Origin of the sequence: Pseudomonas sp. GM74 (genome assembly GCF_000282455.1) — a bacterium.
GTDB lineage: Bacteria > Pseudomonadota > Gammaproteobacteria > Pseudomonadales > Pseudomonadaceae > Aquipseudomonas.
Window position 1 is genome coordinate 1 of sequence record NZ_AKJG01000062.1, and the last position, 17,720, is coordinate 17,720.

The following is a 17,720-nucleotide window of genomic DNA, read 5'->3' on the forward strand; positions in this document are numbered from 1 at the left end:
CAGCCGAACGCAGCCTCGCAGGCTCGGCAGCTGCTACACCGGATCATCAGGGTTTTTTGCAGGCATAAAAAAGGGCTCCTTCGAAGGAGCCCCTGGGCCGGAGCCCGCCGTCCGGATGGGACGTGCGTGGTTAATTCAGTACAAAATCAGATTGTCGTGTCGGAGTGTTGTGCCCTGTAATTAGCCGACGGCGTGAAGTTCGTTGAGTCTGTGGATTCCCGCAGTGCCGGTCATACCGTCCCAGTTGTCGCCGCGTCCTTCTCGCCAGCCGTTGATCCAGGCTTGACGTACCGACGGTAGAGTAAATGGGCAAAGCTCACGGGATTTACCACCAACGCCATATTGGTATCCGCGCAAAAATGCTCTTTCCAACGGATCACGCTTAAGTCTTCTCATAGGGTGTTGCCCTCACTTGTTGACTGTATTTATCGCGTCGACCTCTATTGAGGTCTGGCAGAAAAACTCTGCCGTTGGGGGCTCGTTGCCGGCGTGACGAGCCAAGGTGTTGGCGTCATTGCGGCGCCAACCTGTATTGAGTTCTAACCAATGCGTCACATCGAGGGAATGATCGTTTTGTCATAAGGACGTAACTGTTCATGTGCTAAGGCCATAAGTAACAGAGCGTTTGTAGCGTATTTATTGGCCAAACCCCGGTATGATCGGCCCTGCGCTTGATGATGGGCTTAACCCTTTACTGAGAATGGCTCCCGTTGCCGGGAAGCACTATTCGACGAAGGGTCGACTTATGACATTTTGTTGCATCAACTTTTTTATCTGTCCTTGCATCTAAGCTCATTTAACCCGGGCAGCAGGGGTGGAACGGCACACCTTCGTGCCACGCGGGCGTTCTTCGAGAAAAGCGCCTGATTGAAAACCGGACCGGCAATGCGTTGCCCGGTCACTCAGCTAAAGGTTCTGGAATTCCCATGTCCGATCGTTTCGAACTCTTCCTCACTTGCCCAAAAGGCCTTGAAGGCCTGCTCATCGAGGAAGCCGTCGGGCTTGGCCTTGAAGAAGCGCGGGAGCACACCTCTGCCGTACGCGGCATGGCCACCATGGAAACCGCCTATCGCCTGTGCCTGTGGTCGCGCCTGGCCAACCGCGTGCTGCTGGTGCTCAAGCGTTTCCCGATGAAGGACGCCGAAGACCTGTATCACGGCGTGCTGGACATCGAGTGGCAAGACCACATGCTCAATGACGGCACCCTGGCCGTCGAATTCAGCGGTCATGGCTCGGGTATCGATAACACCCACTTCGGCGCGCTGAAGGTCAAGGACGCCATCGTCGACAAACTGCGCACCCCGCAAGGCGACCGTCCGTCCATCGACAAGCTCAACCCGGACCTGCGCATTCACCTGCGCCTGGACCGTGGCGAAGCCATTCTGTCCCTCGACCTGTCGGGTCACAGCCTGCACCAGCGCGGCTATCGCCTGCAGCAAGGTGCGGCACCGCTGAAGGAAAACCTCGCGGCCGCGATCCTGATCCGTTCCGGTTGGCCACGCATTGCGGCCGAAGGTGGCGCTCTGGCCGACCCGATGTGCGGTGTCGGCACATTCCTGGTGGAAGCGGCGATGATCGCCGCCGACATCGCGCCGAACCTGCGTCGCGAGCAGTGGGGCTTCACCGCCTGGCTCGGTCACGTCCCTGCGCTGTGGAAAAAACTGCACGAAGAAGCCTCCGAGCGCGCCGCTGCCGGTCTGGCCAAGACACCGTTGTGGATCCGCGGCTACGAAGCCGATCCACGGCTGATTCAACCCGGCCGCAACAACGTCGAGCGGGCCGGCCTGAGCGAGTGGATCAAGATCTACCAGGGCGAAGTCGCGACGTTCGAGCCGCGCCCGGACCAGAACCAGAAAGGCCTGGTCATCTGTAACCCTCCGTACGGCGAGCGTCTGGGCGATGAGGCGAGCCTGCTCTACCTCTACCAGAACCTCGGCGAGCGCCTGCGTCAGGCCTGCCTGAACTGGGAAGCGGCTGTGTTCACCGGCGCGCCGGACCTGGGCAAGCGCATGGGCATCCGCAGCCACAAGCAGTATTCGTTCTGGAACGGCGCCTTGCCGTGCAAGCTGTTGCTGATCAAGGTGCTACCGGACCAGTTCGTCACTGGCGAGCGCCGTACTCCGGAACAGCGCCAGGTCGAGCGCGAGCAAGCCGCCTACGATCAGGCGCCGAACGAGCCGCAGGAACGCAAGTTCAACAAAAACGGCAACCCGATCAAACCGACGCCGGCACCGGCTCCGGTGATCGAGCAGCCACGCCTGAGCGAAGGCGGGCAGATGTTCGCCAACCGCCTGCAAAAGAACCTCAAGGCCCTGGGCAAGTGGGTCAAGCGTGAAGGCATCGACTGCTACCGCGTGTACGATGCCGACATGCCGGAATATTCCATGGCCATCGACCTGTATCACGATTGGGTCCACGTCCAGGAATACGCCGCACCGAAATCCATCGATCCGGAAAAGGCCTCGGGCCGTATGTTCGATGCCCTGGCAGCCATCCCGCAGGCGTTGAACATCGACAAGAGCCGTGTGGTGGTCAAGCGCCGCGAGCGTCAGAGCGGGACCAAACAGTACGAGCGCCAGGCCGCGCAGGGCAAGTTCGTCGAGGTCAATGAAGGCGGCGTGAAGCTGCTGGTGAATCTCACCGACTACCTCGACACCGGTCTGTTCCTCGACCACCGGGCGATGCGCATGCGTATCCAGAAAGAGGCGGCCGGCAAACGCTTCCTCAATCTGTTCTGCTACACCGCGACGGCCAGTGTGCATGCGGCCAAGGGCGGCGCGCGCAGCACCACCAGTGTCGACCTGTCGAAAACCTATCTGGACTGGGCGCGTCGCAACCTGTCGCTGAACGGTTTTTCCGACAAGAACCGCCTGGAGCAGGGTGATGTGATGGCGTGGCTCGAAGCCAGTCGTGACGAGTACGACCTGATCTTCATCGACCCGCCGACGTTCTCCAACTCCAAGCGCATGGAAGGTGTCTTCGATGTGCAGCGCGACCAGGTGCAACTGATCGACCTGGCCATGGCGCGACTGGCATCCGGCGGCGTGTTGTACTTCTCCAACAACTTCCGCAAGTTCGAACTGGAAGCCAATCTCGGCGAGCGTTATGCGGTCGAGGAGATCACTGCCCAGACCATCGATCCGGATTTTTCCCGCAACGCCAAGATCCATCGCGCCTGGAAAATCACGGCACGTTGATGATTGCCTCTTTGTAGGAGCGAGCCTGCTCGCGATGGTCGATAACGCGGATATCCTGGATGTACGCGGCGCTTTCGAATCCATCGTCGGAACGCCGCCCGGAGCAGGCTCGCTCCTACAGTGCTGGTCAAATTAGTGGCTAATAGCTATAACTCAACTCAGGGCCAAAGGGCTTTCCCGCACCTGGCGTTTTGAGTTGCGTTTTATGTCGTTGCACGCCATGCGCCCAAAGATTCTGGGGTTTATCAGCGAAGATGCCTCGGCCTGGCTGGTCGCACTGCTGGTATTGCTGATCGGCGGGGTGCTCACCGGATTGCTGGCGTGGTCGACGCTGAATCTGTTCCACCATCAATTGCGGCAACGTTTCCAACTGCTGGCCAGTGAACGTTACAGCCGTATCGAAGAGCGTTTCGAAGATCAGGAGCAGCGCCTCGATGGCCTGCGCCGGTTTTTCGCCAATTCCGATTCGGTTTCCCGAGCGGAATTCGATGGTTACACCCGGCCTTTGCTGTTGCGAACCCAGGCGTATTCCTACGCCCAGCGGGTCACCCATGACGAGCGAGTGGCGTTCGAGCGTCGGGTGCGAGACGAGGGCTTGAGCAATTTCACCCTGAGAGAGCTCAACGCCGACGGCCAATTACAACTGGCGGGCGAGCGAGATGAGTACGTGGCGGTGCTGTATAGCCAGACGCTAAGCAGACTCGGTGCTCCCCTCGGTTACGACTTGCTGGCTCAGCCCCTGCGGCGTGCCACGCTCGATCGGGCCGATCAGCGTGGCGGCATGGCGGTGTCGCAACCGATGCATCTGGTGAGTATCGAGCCGGCTTATGCCCGTGGTGTGCTGCTGGTCGCACCGGTTCAGCGCAACAGTCAGGACCACAAAGCCGCGAAGCCCTACGGTTATGTCATGGCCGTGATCAGCATGCGCCAGTTGCTGGCGGACGGACTGCCGGACGCCAGCCATGACTATCTCTCGGTGCGCATCCTCGATTTGTCGATCGATGAGCAGCACGAGGTGCTGTTCGAGTCACCTAACCCGCCGGCTATCGGCGAGCTGTCCGCCACGCGCCTGTTGCGCATGGCCGACCATGACTATCAAGTCGATATCCAGCCCAGCGACGCGTTCGTGAAGGCCAACCATTCCTCTGTGACCAGTGTGGTGGTGTTGGGTGGATTGCTCAGCGTGATGCTCAGTGCCTTGCTGTATGTGTTGGTCAGTCAACGTCGGCGGGCGTTGAAACTGGTCGAGCAACGCACCCGGGAACTGCGCGATCGAGAGCAGGAGTTGCGCGGCACCCATGGCCAGTTGCGTGGCGTGCTGAATGCCGCCACCCAGGTCGCGATCATCGCCACCGACCTGCGCGGCGTCATCAGCACCTTCAATGCCGGTGCCGAGCAGATGCTTGGCTATTCCAGCACCGAGGTGGTGGGGCACATGACCCTGGAGAGTCTGCACCTGCCCCGGGAACTGGTCGCTCGCTCGGCAGAGTTGAGCGCGCGCTATGGCAAACCGGTGCCGACCTGCCAGGCGATGCTGGTCGAAGGTGACGCGGAGGGCGACCACGAGGCGCGGGAGTGGACGCTGGTGCGCGGCGATGGCAGCCATTTGATGGTCAACATGCTCGCCACGCCGGTGCTGGACGAGCAAGGCCTGTGGGTCGGGCACCTGGCGGTTTGCATCGACATCACCGAACGCAAGCGGGTCCACGAGGCACTCGCGGCGCGGGACCTGCTGTTGAAGAAACTCAGCGCCCACGTGCCTGGTGGTATCTATCAGTTCAAGATGGAATTCGACGGACGCTTCAGCGTGATCTATGCCAGCGACGGCATTCGCGAGATCTACGAGCTCGAACCCGACGTGTTGCTGCTCAATGCCGAAGCGATCTTCACCCGGATTCACCCCCAGGACACCACCCGTGTCCGCGCCTCGATCCGGGCCTCGGCCGACACCCTCAGCCCCTGGCGCGAGGAATACCGCGTGCAACTGCCACAGCGGGGTCTGCGTTGGGTGCGTGGCGAGGCCACGCCGGAGGAACTGCCCGGTGGCGGTGTGCTGTGGCACGGCTACATCTCGGACATTTCCGATATGAAGCGGGTGGAAGAAGAGTTGCGCGCGCTGTCGGTCACCGACTCCTTGACCGGTATCCACAACCGGCGTTATTTCCAGGAACGCCTGACCATCGAAATGGCCCGGGTGGAGCGCGGTGGCGGGAATTTGTCGGTAATCATGCTCGATATCGATCATTTCAAGCGCATCAATGACCTGCATGGTCATGCCATCGGTGATCGGGTGTTGCAGGCCGTGTGCCAACGGATCGGCCACCGGCTGCGCCGCACCGATGTGTTCTGCCGCTTGGGCGGAGAGGAGTTCATGGTGCTGTGCCCGGATATCAACGGCGAACATGCCTATATGTTGGCCCAGCAGTTGTGGCAAGGCCTGCGCAGCTCACCCATTGAAGGAGTCGGTACGGTCACCGCCAGTTTCGGGATTGCCAGTTGGCGGGTCGGGGAGGGCGCCGATGCCTTGCTGTTGCGCGCGGATTCAGGGGTTTATGCAGCGAAGCAGGCAGGAAGGGATCGGGTAGAAGGGGAGATGAATTAGCCGGGCTGTCCACTGACCCCTGTGGGAGCGAGCTTGCTCGCGATAGCGATTTTACATTCAACATTGATGCTGACTGTCATTCCGCAATCGCGAGCAAGCTCGCTCCCACAGGGGATTTACTGTGTTCTTTAGAGCCGGGTTACAACACCGAAGCCGTCTGCGGCACTTTCGGTTGGCGGTACAGGTCCAGCAGCACCTGATCGAGCACCGACGAGGCGCCGAACGGGGCCTTGTCATTGAGGATCGCCACCACCGCCCAGGTGTTGCCGTTGACGTCGCGACTGAAACCGGCAATCGCCCGCACGGTGTTCAGGGTGCCGGTCTTGACGTGGGCTTCGCCGCGCATGGCAGTGGTCTTCAGGCGTTTTCGCATGGTGCCGTCGGTGCCGGCAATGGGCATCGAACTGATGTACTCGGCGGAATACGGGCTGTGCCAGGCCGCTTCGAGCATCGAGGCCATTTCCCGGGCGCTGACACGCTCGGAGCGCGACAGGCCGGAGCCGTTCTCCATCACCAGGTGCGGCGCGGTGATGCCCTTTTTCGCCAGCCACTGACGCACCACACGCTGGGCAGCCTTGGCGTCGTCACCATCGGCATCGGTACGGAAGCGTTGGCCAAGGCTCAGGAACAACTGCTGGGCCATGGTGTTGTTACTGTACTTGTTGATGTCGCGGATGATTTCCGCCAGGTCCGGCGAGAATGCCCGGGCCAGGACCTTGGCGTCTTTCGGTGTAGGCGCCAGCACATCCCTGCCCTGAATGCTGCCACCCAGTTCCTTCCAGATCGCGCGGACGGCACCGGCGGTGTAGGTCGCGTGGTCGAGCAGCGACAGGTAAGTCTGCGAGCTGCAGCCCTCACCCAGTTGTCCGCCGACCGTTACGGTCACGCTGCCGTCGGCCTGTGCCACCGGGTTGTAGCGCACGCCACCGGTGCATTGCCTGGAATTGAGAGCCTTGACCTGGTTGTCGATGCGAATGCTCGCGATCGGCGGTTCCACCGAGACCAGCACCTTGCCCGAGTCATTGCGCGCAACGAAGCGCAGCGCCTTGAGGTTGACCAGCAGCGAGTCGGGTTTGACCAGGAAAGGTTTGTTGTCGTCGTTGCCGTCGTCATTGAACTCCGGCAGTTGCGGTTGCACGAAGAAGGTTTTGTCCAGCACCAGGTCGCCGGTGACCTGGGTCACGCCGTTGGCACGCAGGTCGCGCATCAGCAGCCAGAGTTTTTCCATGTTCAGCTTCGGATCGCCGCCACCCTTGAGGTAGAGGTTGCCGTTGAGAATGCCGCCACTCAAGGTGCCGTCGGTGTAGAACTCGGTTTTCCACTGGTGGTTCGGGCCGAGCATTTCCAGGGCCGCGTAGGTGGTGACCAGTTTCATGGTCGACGCCGGGTTGACCGATACGTCGGCATTGAACACCGTCGGGGTGCCGGGGCCGGTGAGCGGGATCATCACCAGCGACAGGGCATTGTCCTGCAACTTGCTGGCTTTCAGGGCTTTTTCAACGTTGGGCGACAACGCGGTATTGATTGGAGCGGCGCAAACGGGAAGGACCAGGGGGAGAAGAAAACCGGCCAACAGCAATGGACGCAAAGATTTGATCATCTGAAATAAAACCCTACAGCCGAGGGGAAATAAGGTGAGGGCATGGAGATAAATTCCCTCAATGGTCATGAAAGTGTCGGCATTATGCCCCAAGGTGTCACCACTTGGGCCGTGCGTGGGCATTCTGATCGGCTATTTTTTTACCGATGGCAGGCGTGGTGGCCCAGAGAGACAGGCAATCGGCCGCTTAAACTGCTAAAGTGCCGCCCGTTATTACTTAAGAGGATTGTTCCAATGGCGACTAACCGTTCCCAGCGTCTGCGCAAAAAACTGTGCGTCGATGAATTTCAAGAGCTGGGTTTCGAACTGAACCTGGATTTCAAAGAAGATTTGGCTGATGAAGCCATTGATGCTTTCCTCGACGCGTTCCTCAAAGAAGCCATGGAAGCCAACGGTCTGGGCTATGTTGGCGGCGACGACTACGGTCTGGTGTGCCTGCAGAAGCGTGGCTCGGTCAGCGCTGAACAGCGCGCTGCCGTTGAAGCCTGGCTCAAAGGCCGTACCGAGCTGACCAGCGTTGAAGTCAGCCCGCTGCTGGACGTCTGGTACCCGGAAAAGCCGATCAATCCGGTAGCTTGATGTTCTGAAAAAACGGCGACCCAAGGGTCGCCGTTTTTTTTTGCGAAGATCAAAAGATCGCAGCCTCGTTTCACTCGACAGCTGCTACATGGATTGCATTGCCCTGTAGCAGCTGTCGAGTGAAACGAGGCTGCGAGCTTTTAGCTTTTGCGCCAGTTCAGAATCACCAGCGTCACCACCCCCGCGACAATCCCCCAGAACGCCGAACCGATGGAAAACAGCGTCAGCCCCGATGCCGTGACCATGAAGGTGATCAGCGCCGCTTCACGTTCCTTCACTTCGCTCATGGCGATGCTCAAGCCGTTGATGATCGAGCCGAACAGCGCCAGCGCCGCAATCGACAGCACCAGTTCCTTGGGCAGCGCGGCAAACAATGCCGCGAGCGTCGCGCCGAACACACCGGCAACCCCGTAGAAAATCCCGCACCAGACCGCTGCGGTGTAGCGTTTGTTGCGATCCTCATGGGCGTGCGGTCCGGTGCAGATCGCTGCGCTGATCGCCGCCAGGTTGATCCCGTGGGAGCCGAACGGTGCCAGCAGTAAACTGGCGATGCCGGTGGTGGTGATCAGTGGCGAGGCAGGCACCGTGTAACCATCGGCGCGCAATACCGCGATGCCGGGCATGTTTTGTGAGGTCATGGCGACGACAAACAGCGGGATGCCGATGCTGATGGTCGCGGCCAGGGAGAAGTGCGGCGTGGTCCAGACCGGCGTGGCCACCTCCAGGTGGAACCCGCTGAAGTCCAGCAGCCCCATGAACCCTGACAATGCCGTGCCGATCAGTAAGGCTGCCAGCACTGCATAGCGCGGCGACAGGCGCTTGACCACCAGATAACTGACAAACATCCCCAGTACCAGGGCGGTGCGGTGTTGCGCCGCGACGAAAATCTCGCTGCCGATCTTGAACAGGATCCCGGCCAGCAGGGCGGCGGCCAGGGATGCCGGGATCTTTTTCACCAGCCGTTCGAAGCTACCGGTCAGCCCGCAAATCGTCACCAGCACCGCGCAGGTGATATAGGCACCAATGGCTTCGCCGTAGCTGACGCCGCCCAGGCTGGTGATCAGCAAGGCAGCGCCGGGGGTCGACCAGGCAATGGTGATCGGCGTGCGATAACGCAGGGACAGGCCGATGGAGCACACCGCCATGCCGATCGAGATGGCCCAGATCCACGAGGAAATCTGCCCGCTGCTCAGGCCTGCCGCTTGCCCGGCCTGGAACATCAGCACCAGGGAGCTGGTGTAGCCGGTCATCATGGCGATGAAGCCGGCGACGATGGCCGAGGGCGAGGTGTCGGCCAGCGGGCGGATTTGCGTGTGGGTGGCGTCATTCATGACGGTGGTGTTCCTTTTTACAGATGAAGATGTCCGCAGCAACACGAACCCTGTGGGAGCGAGCTTGCTCGCGATAGCGGTGGATCAGCCAACAGAAATGCTGAATGTGACGCCGTCATCGCGAGCAAGCTCGCTCCCACAGGGATTGAGTTACAAAGGCGGATTCTGCGAACAAGCCTAAACTCAAAAGTAATCAGGTGTTGCGATACAGCCGAGGCAACATTCAGCCGTACAGTCGTGTTGCCACCTTCCATTGTGTACAATCGCAGTGTTTTTTACGCGATACTTGCCAGCGACCCACTGTGCCGTATTACAGTCGCGGTCAATTCGCCGCAGTTCTTCCGACTCGAGTGCCCATGAACGAACAGTTGCAACCCCTAAAGAAACAACCGCGAGCAGGCAAAGCCGGCCGCAGCGGTACCCAGGACGATATTGTCTACGCGCATATCTTCGAGGCCATCCTCGAACAGCGTCTGGCGCCCGGCACCAAGTTGAGCGAAGAAGCGCTGGGGGAAATTTTCGGGGTCAGCCGCACCATCATTCGCCGCGCCTTGTCGCGCCTGGCCCATGAAGGCGTGGTATTGCTGCGTCCGAATCGTGGCGCCGTGGTCGCCAGTCCGAGCGTCGAAGAAGCCCGCCAGGTGTTCATGGCCCGCCGTCTGGTGGAGCGAGCGATCACCGAGCTGGCCGTTCAGCACGCGACCGCCGAGCAGATTGCCGAATTGCGCCAGATGGTCAACGACGAACGCGACAGTTTCTCCCGTGGCGATCGTGGTGCCGGCATCCGCCTGTCGGGTGAATTTCACCTGAAACTGGCCGAAGCCGCAAAAAACGCGCCGCTGATCAGTTTCCAGCGCAGCCTGGTGTCCCAGACGTCGCTGATCATCGCCCAGTATGAAAGCGGCAACCGTTCCCATTGCTCCTACGACGAGCACACCCAGTTGATTGACGCCATCGAAAAGCGCGACGCTGAACTGGCGGTGAACCTGATGATGCATCACATGGATCACATCGACAGCAAGCTCAACCTCGACGAGGAAAGTGCTTCGGACGATCTGCATGCGGTGTTCTCGCATTTGTTGCAGACCAAGAAGCCGGGTCGATCGACTGCCAAGCTATAAGCTGGACCGGGTCGCCGCAATCGCTGGCAAGCCAGCTCCCACAGGGAGCGATGTGAATTGCAAATCGTGTAAACACTGAGATCACTGTGGGAGCTGGCTTGCCAGCGATAGCAATTGGACAGGCAATAAAAATCCCCCGGGCTGAAAAGCGGCGGGGGATTTTTTATGCCCGGAATACCTTAGCGCTGATGCACCAGGTTCCCCGCCGCATAGGTCTGCAATACCGTCCGGTCATCCCCCAGGGTCATCAACACAAACAACGTCTCGGCGATGTTATTGGCCTGCTTCAAGCGATAGCCCAGCAGCGGCGTGGCGTTGTAGTCCAGCACCAGGAAGTCGGCGTCGGTGCCCGGTTGCAGGTTGCCGATCTTGTCCTCCAGGCGCAGTGCGCGGGCGCCGCCGAGGGTGGCCAGGTACAGCGACTTGAACGGGCTCAGGCGTGCACCTTGCAGCTGCATGACCTTGTAGGCTTCGTTGAGGGTTTGCAGCAGCGAGAAACTGGTGCCGCCGCCCACATCGGTGCCGATGCCGACATTGAGCTTGTGCTTCTCGGCCATCGGCAGGTTGAACAGGCCGCTGCCGAGGAAGAAGTTCGAGGTCGGGCAGAACGAGATGGCCGAACCGGTCTCCGCCAGGCGCGCGCACTCGTCATCGCACAGATGCACGCCATGGGCGAACACCGAGCGCTCGCCGAGCAACTGGTAGTGGTCGTAGACGTCCAGGTAACCCTTGCGTTCCGGGAACAGCGCCTTGACCCACTCGATTTCCTTGAGGTTTTCGCTGATGTGGGTCTGCATGTACAGATCAGGATATTCGGTCAGCAACTGGCCGGCCAGGGTCAGCTGTTCCGGGGTGCTGGTTGGTGCGAAGCGTGGGGTGACCGCGTAGTGCAGGCGACCCTTGCCGTGCCAGCGCTCGATCAGTGCCTTGCTTTCGACGTAGCTGGATTCGGCGGTGTCGGTCAGGTAGTCCGGGGCGTTGCGGTCCATCATCACCTTGCCGGCGATCATCCGCAGGTCGAGCTGCTCGGCGGCTTCGAAGAACGAGTTCACCGATTGCGGATGCACGCTGCCGAATACCAGGGCAGTGGTGGTGCCGTTGCGCAACAGTTCCTTGATGAAAATGTCCGCGACCTGGTCGGCGTGGGCCTTGTCGGCGAACTGGCTTTCGCATGGGAAGGTGTAGGTGTTGAGCCAGTCCAGCAATTGCTCGCCATAGGCGCCGACCATGCCGGTTTGCGGCAGGTGGATGTGGGTGTCGATGAAGCCGGGGGTGATCAATGCATCCTGGTAGTGAGTGATTTCGACGTCAGCCGGCAGGGTCGGCAGCAGTTCGCTGGCGTGGCCAAGGGCGCTGATCTGGCCGTTATCCACAACCAGCAAGCCGTCTTCGAAATACTCGTAGGAGGCTTCGATGCCCACGACGGCTGGGTCGGCGATGCTGTGCAGGATGGCGGCGCGGTAAGCTTTGCGAGTCAAAGGCATGAGATTCTCAATTCGAGGCTTTCAAGTTTGCGGTTTGGCTGCGGCGTGACGCGGGCAGCAGTTTGGCAATCGATCCGGCGCTGGCGGTGTGCTGGCCGAAGTTCGCGTTATAGGTGGCGATGATTTCGCCAGCGATGGAGATGGCGATTTCCACAGGCAGCTTGCCTTTGACTTCGCCGATGCCCATCGGGCAACGCATGCGTTGCACGACGCTGTTGTCGAAACCACGGTCGCGCAGGCGATGTTCGAACTTCACCCGTTTGGTCTTCGAACCGATCAGGCCAAAGTAGGCAAAGTCGTTGCGCTTGAGGATCGCAGCGGTCAGTTCGAGGTCGAGTTGATGGTTGTGGGTCATCACGATGCAATAGCTGCCGGCCGGCAGATCATCGATTTCATCCACCGGTTCTTCGCTGACGATCTTGCGCACGCCATGGGGGATCTGCTCGGGGAATTCATCTTCGCGCGAGTCGATCCAGCGCACCCGGCAGGGCAGGCTGGCCAGCAGCGGCACCAGGGCGCGGCCGACGTGGCCGGCACCGAACACGGCGATCTGCGCTTGAACCTGGCCCATCGGTTCGAACAGCAACACCGTGGCGCCACCGCAGCACTGGCCGAGGCTGGCGCCGAGGCTGAAGCGCTCCAGATGGGTGTCCTGCTTGCCGCTGGCGAGCATCTCGCGGGCGATCTTCATGGCCTTGTATTCCAGGTGCCCGCCACCGATGGTGTCGAAGCTCTGGTTTGCGCTGATGACCATCTTCGAGCCAGCGTTGCGCGGCGTCGAGCCGAGCTCTTCGATGATGGTGATCAGCACGCAGGGCTCACCGCGGTTTTGCAGGTCGGCGAGGGCGTCGATCCAGTTGTACATGTCTCACCTCGACATCTGTGTGTCTGTTAGTCCGCCATCGCTGGCAAGCCAGCTCCCACAGTGTTTTGTGGTGCCCACAGAATTTGGATTCCACATAAATCCTGTGGGAGCTGGCTTGCCAGCGATAGGCGCACCTCGGTCTTAGAGCGAAGCCAACTCGGTCTCAGCCCCGACAGCTTTCGCCGCCTTCAGCTGACGCATCTGCTCACAGCCCCACAACACTCGCTCCGGGGTCGCCGGTGCGTCGATTTTCGGTTGATGCCTGTAATCACCCAGGCTCGCCACGGCGTCCTTGATCGCACACCACGAGGCAATGCCGAGCATGAACGGCGGCTCGCCCACGGCCTTGGAATGGAACACCGTGTCTTCCGGGTTCTTGCGGTTTTCCACCAGCTTGACCCGCAGGTCCAGCGGCATGTCCGCCACGGCCGGGATCTTGTAGCTGGCCGGGCCGTTGGTCATCAGCTTGCCCTTGTTGTTCCACACCAGCTCTTCCATGGTCAGCCAACCCATGCCCTGGATGAAACCGCCCTCGACCTGACCGATGTCGATGGCCGGGTTCAATGAGGCGCCGACGTCGTGGAGGATGTCGGTGCGCAGCATCTTGTATTCGCCGGTCAGGGTGTCGACCAGCACTTCGCAGCACGCCGCGCCAAAGGCGAAGTAGTAGAACGGACGGCCACGGGCCTGGCTGCGGTCGTAGTAGATTTTCGGGGTCTTGTAGAAGCCGGTGCTCGACAGCGACACCTGGGCGAAATATGCCTGCTGGATCAACGCTTCGAAAGTCAGGATGTGATCGCGGACCCGCACGTGGCCGTTGTGGAACTCCACGTCTTCTTCGCTGACCTTGTACTGGCGCGCGGCGAATTCCACCAGGCGCTTCTTGATGGTTTCGGCGGCGTTCTGCGCAGCCTTGCCGTTCAGGTCGGCACCGCTGGAAGCGGCGGTCGGCGAGGTGTTCGGCACCTTGTCGGTGTTGGTCGCGGTGATCTGCACGCGGTCCATTTCCACCTGGAACACCTCGGCCACGACCTGCGCGACCTTGGTGTTCAGGCCCTGGCCCATTTCGGTGCCGCCGTGATTGAGGTGGATGCTGCCGTCGGTGTAGACGTGCACCAAGGCGCCTGCCTGGTTGAGGAAGCTGGCGGTGAAGGAAATACCGAATTTCACCGGGGTCAGCGCCAGGCCTTTTTTCAGGATCGGGCTGTTGGCGTTGTAGCGACGGATCGCTTCGCGGCGCTCGGCGTACTGGCTGCTTTCTTCCAGTTCGGCGGTCATCTCTTCGAGCATGTTGTGCTCGACGGTCTGGTAGTAGTGGGTGACGTTGCGTTCGGTCTTGCCGTAGTAGTTGGCCTTGCGCACGGCCAATGGATCCAGGGCCAGATGACGAGAGATGGCGTCCATCACTTCTTCGATGGCGACCATGCCTTGCGGGCCGCCGAAACCACGGTAGGCGGTGTTCGATGCGGTGTTGGTCTTGCAACGGTGACCGTTGATGGTCGCATCGCCCAGGTAGTACGAGTTGTCCGAGTGGAACATCGCGCGGTCGACGATCGACGCCGACAGGTCAGGGGAGCAACCGCAGTTGCCGGCCAGTTCCAGGTTGATGCCGTGCAGGCGGCCGGTGCTGTCGAAGCCCACGTCGTACTCGACATAGAACGGGTGACGCTTGCCGGTCATCAGCATGTCTTCGACCCGTGGCAGGCGCATCTTGGTCGGCTGGCCGGTGAGGTGTGCGATCACCGCGCACAGGCACGCCGGGCTGGCTGCCTGGGTTTCCTTGCCGCCAAAACCGCCGCCCATGCGACGCATGTCGACGACGATCTTGTTCATCGACACGTCCAGCACTTCGGCCACCAGCTTCTGCACTTCGGTGGGGTTCTGCGTGGAGCAGTAGACGATCATGCCGCCGTCTTCGGTCGGCATCACCGAAGAGATCTGGGTTTCCAGGTAGAAGTGTTCCTGGCCGCCGATGTGCAGGGTGCCCTGGATGCGGTGCTCGGCAGTGGCCAGCGCCGTGGCCGAATCACCGCGTTTGTGAGTGTGGCTGTCGAGTACGAAGTGGCGCTTGCGCAGGGCTTCGACCACGTCCAGCACAGGTTCAAGATCTTCGTATTCGATGATCGCGGCCATCGCCGCCTTGCGCGCGGTTTCCAGGTCTTTCGCCGCGACGGCGACCACCGGTTGACCGACGAACTGCACCGTGTCGATGGCCAGCAGAGGATCGCCCGGCAGCAACGGACCGATGTCTTTGAGGCCCGGTACGTCTTCGTGGGTGATGGCGATGCGCACGCCTTCGAAGGCGTAGCAGGGCGAGGTGTCGATGCTGATGATCCGCGCGTGGGCACGGTCCGACATGCGTGCATAAACGTGCAACTGGTTCGGAAACTCCAGGCGGTCGTCGATGTATTGCGCTTCACCGGCCACATGCTTGGCGGCGCTGTCGTGCTTGACGCTGCGGCCGACACCGGTGGTCAGGTCCTTGGCGAACAGTTCAGCCAATTCGGCTTGGGTCTTCTCTACGGCGTGATGATTAGACATAAGCGGTCACCCGGGTCTCGATGTGCGGTGTTTGCAGTTCGATGAAGTATTTGCGCAGCAGGTTCTGCGCGCTGAGCAGGCGATATTCCTTGCTGGCGCGGAAGTCGGAGAGCGGCGTGAAGTCTTCGGCCAGGGCAGCGCAGGCGCGTTCAACGGTGGCATGCCCTTGGGATGAAGAGTCAAAACGGGAGCCGAGCAGTGCGGCCTCGCACGCAGCGGCGCGTTTCGGGATGGCGGCCATTCCGCCGAAGGCGACGCGGGCTTCAGCCACAACACCGTTTTCCAGGCGAATGTTGAAGGCGGCGCAGACTGCCGAGATGTCATCGTCCAGGCGCTTGGAAACCTTGTAGGCGCGGAACAGTTTTTCGACGCTGGCGCGGGGCACGATGATCTTCTCGATGAACTCGCTTTCCTGGCGCGCAGTCACGCGGTAATCGATGAAGTAATCTTCCAGGGCCATGGTGCGACGGGTTTCGCCTTTGCACAGCACGATCTGCGCGCCGAGGGCGATCAGCAGGGGCGGCGAGTCACCTATCGGCGAGGCGTTGCCGATGTTGCCGCCCAGGGTGCCCTGGTTGCGGATCTGCAAGGAGGCGAAGCGGTGCAGCAATTCACCGAAGTCCGGGTACTCGGCGTTCAAGGCCTCGTAGCAATCGGAAAGGGCCGTGGCGGCGCCGATTTCCAGGCGATCGTCAAAACGTTCGATGCGCTTCATCTCTGCGACGTTGCCAACGTAGATCATCACCGGCAGGGTGCGGTGGAACTGCGTGACTTCCAGTGCCAGGTCAGTACCGCCGGCCAACAGGCGGGCCTGTGGATAAGCGTCGTAGAGGTCGGCCAGGTCGGCCACGGTCAACGGCACCAGGCAGCGTTTGTCGCCGCAGTTGAGTTCGCCGATATCGGTTGGGGCGATGGCTTTGAGGCGGGCGATGGTGTCGGCTTCGCGGGCGTCGAACTGATCCGGTTGCTTGGCGCAGCAGGACTGCTCGGCGGCTTCGAGGATCGGTCGGTAGCCGGTGCAACGGCAGAGATTGCCGGCCAGTGCTTCGTGGGCCTTGGCGTGATCCGGTGCTTCGCTGTTCTTTTGCAGGGCAAACAGCGACATCACGAAGCCTGGGGTGCAGAAGCCGCATTGCGAGCCGTGGCACTCGACCATGGCTTTCTGCACGCTGTGCAGTTCACCCTTGTGCTTGAGGTCTTCGACGCTGATCAGTTGTTTGCCGTGCAGGGACGACACGAAGGTCAGGCACGAGTTGAGGCTGCGATAACGAATGTGTTCGCGGCCGTCATCATCGGTCTGCAATTCGCCGACCACCACGGTGCAGGCGCCGCAGTCACCGCTGGCGCAGCCTTCTTTGGTGCCGGGTTTGCCCACATGGTCGCGCAGATAATTGAGCACGGTCAGGTTCGGGTCCAGGGCGTGCTCGCTACGGAGTTCCTGGTTTAGTAAAAACTGGATCACGGAAGGCCTCGCAGACTCATTATTGTTGTTAACCGATAGGAACCGAATTTAGCAGGTCTGACTTTTCGGTCAATGATTTTCTGACTTAAAGGTCAGGAAAATGCGTTTTGTCGATTAACCACCTGTTCCTTAATTATTGTCGTTGGTTCGATAGCCTGCCTTTTTGCTTCAATTAGCTTGAATCGTGCCAAAAACCTCCGGGCGGGCACTCCGCCCTGACGCAGCAATTGCGCTACACTGCGCCGCTTGTACAGATCAAAGAGTTTGAAGGACAACCATGACGTTCAAGGCGCCGGACAGCCTCGCCGAGCAAATCGCTCACCACCTCGCCGAACGCATCATTCGCGGCGAAATGAAGCCCGGGGAGCGCATCCAGGAACAGAAGGTCACGCTGGCCCTCAATGTCAGCCGCGGTTCGGTCCGCGAGGCCTTGCTGATCCTCGAGCGTCGGCACCTGATCGCGATCCTGCCGCGACGGGGCGCCCACGTCACCGAGCTCACGGCGCACAAGGTGCAGAGCCTGTGCACGCTGATGAGCGAGCTCTATATCCTGCTCGGTAACTCGGTGGCCAGCGGCTGGAAAACCCAGGCCGATATGGCGCCGTTCGTGCAGATCCAGCAACGCCTGACTGCCAGCTACGAGCGTCAGGACATCCGCACTTTCGTCGACGACAGCTTCAATGTGATGCGCGCTGCGTACCCGTTCGCCGACAACCCGTACTTGCAGGAGACAGTCGAGAATCTGCAGCCGGCCATGAGCCGTGCGTATTTCCTCGCGCTGGACCAGCGCAAAGCGTCGATGAGCGAATTCCTCGAGCTGTTCGAACGCTTGCTCGCTGCCGTGCTGGCCCGTGACTTTGCGCAGATTCGCGAAGTGCTGACGGCTTACGCCCAGCGCAGTTGCGATCTGGTGATCTCCGCTCTGACGGACGCCTGAT

General features: G+C 60.6%; 12 protein-coding genes. 5 read left to right on the top strand and 7 right to left on the bottom strand.

Annotated features, from left to right (window positions below):
- Positions 1-180 precede the first annotated feature (180 nt).
- Positions 181-396, bottom strand: coding sequence for a ribosome modulation factor (gene rmf / locus PMI34_RS28140; protein ID WP_003223300.1), 216 nt, complete (start codon positions 394-396; stop codon positions 181-183).
- A gap of 530 nt (positions 397-926) precedes the next feature.
- Here rmf and rlmKL point away from each other — a divergent pair.
- A complete protein-coding gene (gene rlmKL, locus PMI34_RS13675; RefSeq protein WP_008050183.1) occupies positions 927-3,197 on the top strand; it encodes a bifunctional 23S rRNA (guanine(2069)-N(7))-methyltransferase RlmK/23S rRNA (guanine(2445)-N(2))-methyltransferase RlmL in 2,271 nt (756 codons plus the stop codon).
- Positions 3,198-3,402: 205 nt separating this feature from the next.
- A complete protein-coding gene (locus PMI34_RS13670) occupies positions 3,403-5,799 on the top strand; it encodes a sensor domain-containing diguanylate cyclase (RefSeq protein ID WP_008050184.1) in 2,397 nt (798 codons plus the stop codon).
- A gap of 139 nt (positions 5,800-5,938) precedes the next feature.
- Here PMI34_RS13670 and dacB read toward each other — a convergent pair whose 3' ends face one another.
- Positions 5,939-7,399, bottom strand: a complete 1,461-nt coding sequence (dacB, locus tag PMI34_RS13665; protein WP_008050185.1) for a D-alanyl-D-alanine carboxypeptidase/D-alanyl-D-alanine endopeptidase — start codon at positions 7,397-7,399, stop codon at positions 5,939-5,941.
- A gap of 234 nt (positions 7,400-7,633) precedes the next feature.
- On the opposite strand from dacB, the gene PMI34_RS13660 reads away from it, so the two are divergent.
- Positions 7,634-7,978 carry a YggL family protein gene (locus PMI34_RS13660; protein ID WP_007971486.1) on the top strand — a complete coding sequence of 115 codons (345 nt, stop codon included), beginning with the start codon at positions 7,634-7,636 and terminating at the stop codon, positions 7,976-7,978.
- Positions 7,979-8,118: 140 nt separating this feature from the next.
- Here the strand turns inward: PMI34_RS13660 and PMI34_RS13655 are convergent, their stop codons facing one another.
- On the bottom strand, positions 8,119-9,309 hold the full coding sequence (locus PMI34_RS13655) for a benzoate/H(+) symporter BenE family transporter (RefSeq protein WP_008050186.1): 1,191 nt from the start codon (positions 9,307-9,309) through the stop codon (positions 8,119-8,121).
- 356 nt (positions 9,310-9,665) lie between these two features.
- On the opposite strand from PMI34_RS13655, the gene PMI34_RS13650 reads away from it, so the two are divergent.
- Positions 9,666-10,430, top strand: coding sequence for a GntR family transcriptional regulator (locus PMI34_RS13650; RefSeq protein ID WP_008050187.1), 765 nt, complete (start codon positions 9,666-9,668; stop codon positions 10,428-10,430).
- Positions 10,431-10,609: 179 nt separating this feature from the next.
- Here the strand turns inward: PMI34_RS13650 and guaD are convergent, their stop codons facing one another.
- The 4 genes from guaD to xdhA form a co-directional block, all read right to left on the bottom strand.
- The gene (gene guaD / locus PMI34_RS13645; RefSeq protein WP_008050189.1) at positions 10,610-11,914 is read right to left on the bottom strand and encodes a guanine deaminase; all 1,305 of its coding nucleotides are present in this window, start codon (positions 11,912-11,914) and stop codon (positions 10,610-10,612) included.
- 7 nt (positions 11,915-11,921) lie between these two features.
- Positions 11,922-12,779, bottom strand: coding sequence for a xanthine dehydrogenase accessory protein XdhC (xdhC, locus tag PMI34_RS13640; protein WP_008050190.1), 858 nt, complete (start codon positions 12,777-12,779; stop codon positions 11,922-11,924).
- Positions 12,780-12,920: 141 nt separating this feature from the next.
- Complete coding sequence (gene xdhB, locus PMI34_RS13635) at positions 12,921-15,320, bottom strand: xanthine dehydrogenase molybdopterin binding subunit (RefSeq protein WP_008050191.1); 2,400 nt, start codon at positions 15,318-15,320, stop codon at positions 12,921-12,923.
- A complete protein-coding gene (gene xdhA, locus PMI34_RS13630) occupies positions 15,313-16,782 on the bottom strand; it encodes a xanthine dehydrogenase small subunit (protein ID WP_008050193.1) in 1,470 nt (489 codons plus the stop codon). The genes xdhB and xdhA overlap by 8 nt, the downstream gene beginning before the upstream one ends.
- 277 nt (positions 16,783-17,059) lie before the next feature.
- Between xdhA and PMI34_RS13625 the strand changes: the two genes are divergently transcribed.
- The gene (locus tag PMI34_RS13625) at positions 17,060-17,719 is read left to right on the top strand and encodes a GntR family transcriptional regulator (RefSeq protein WP_008050194.1); all 660 of its coding nucleotides are present in this window, start codon (positions 17,060-17,062) and stop codon (positions 17,717-17,719) included.
- Position 17,720 lies beyond the last annotated feature (1 nt).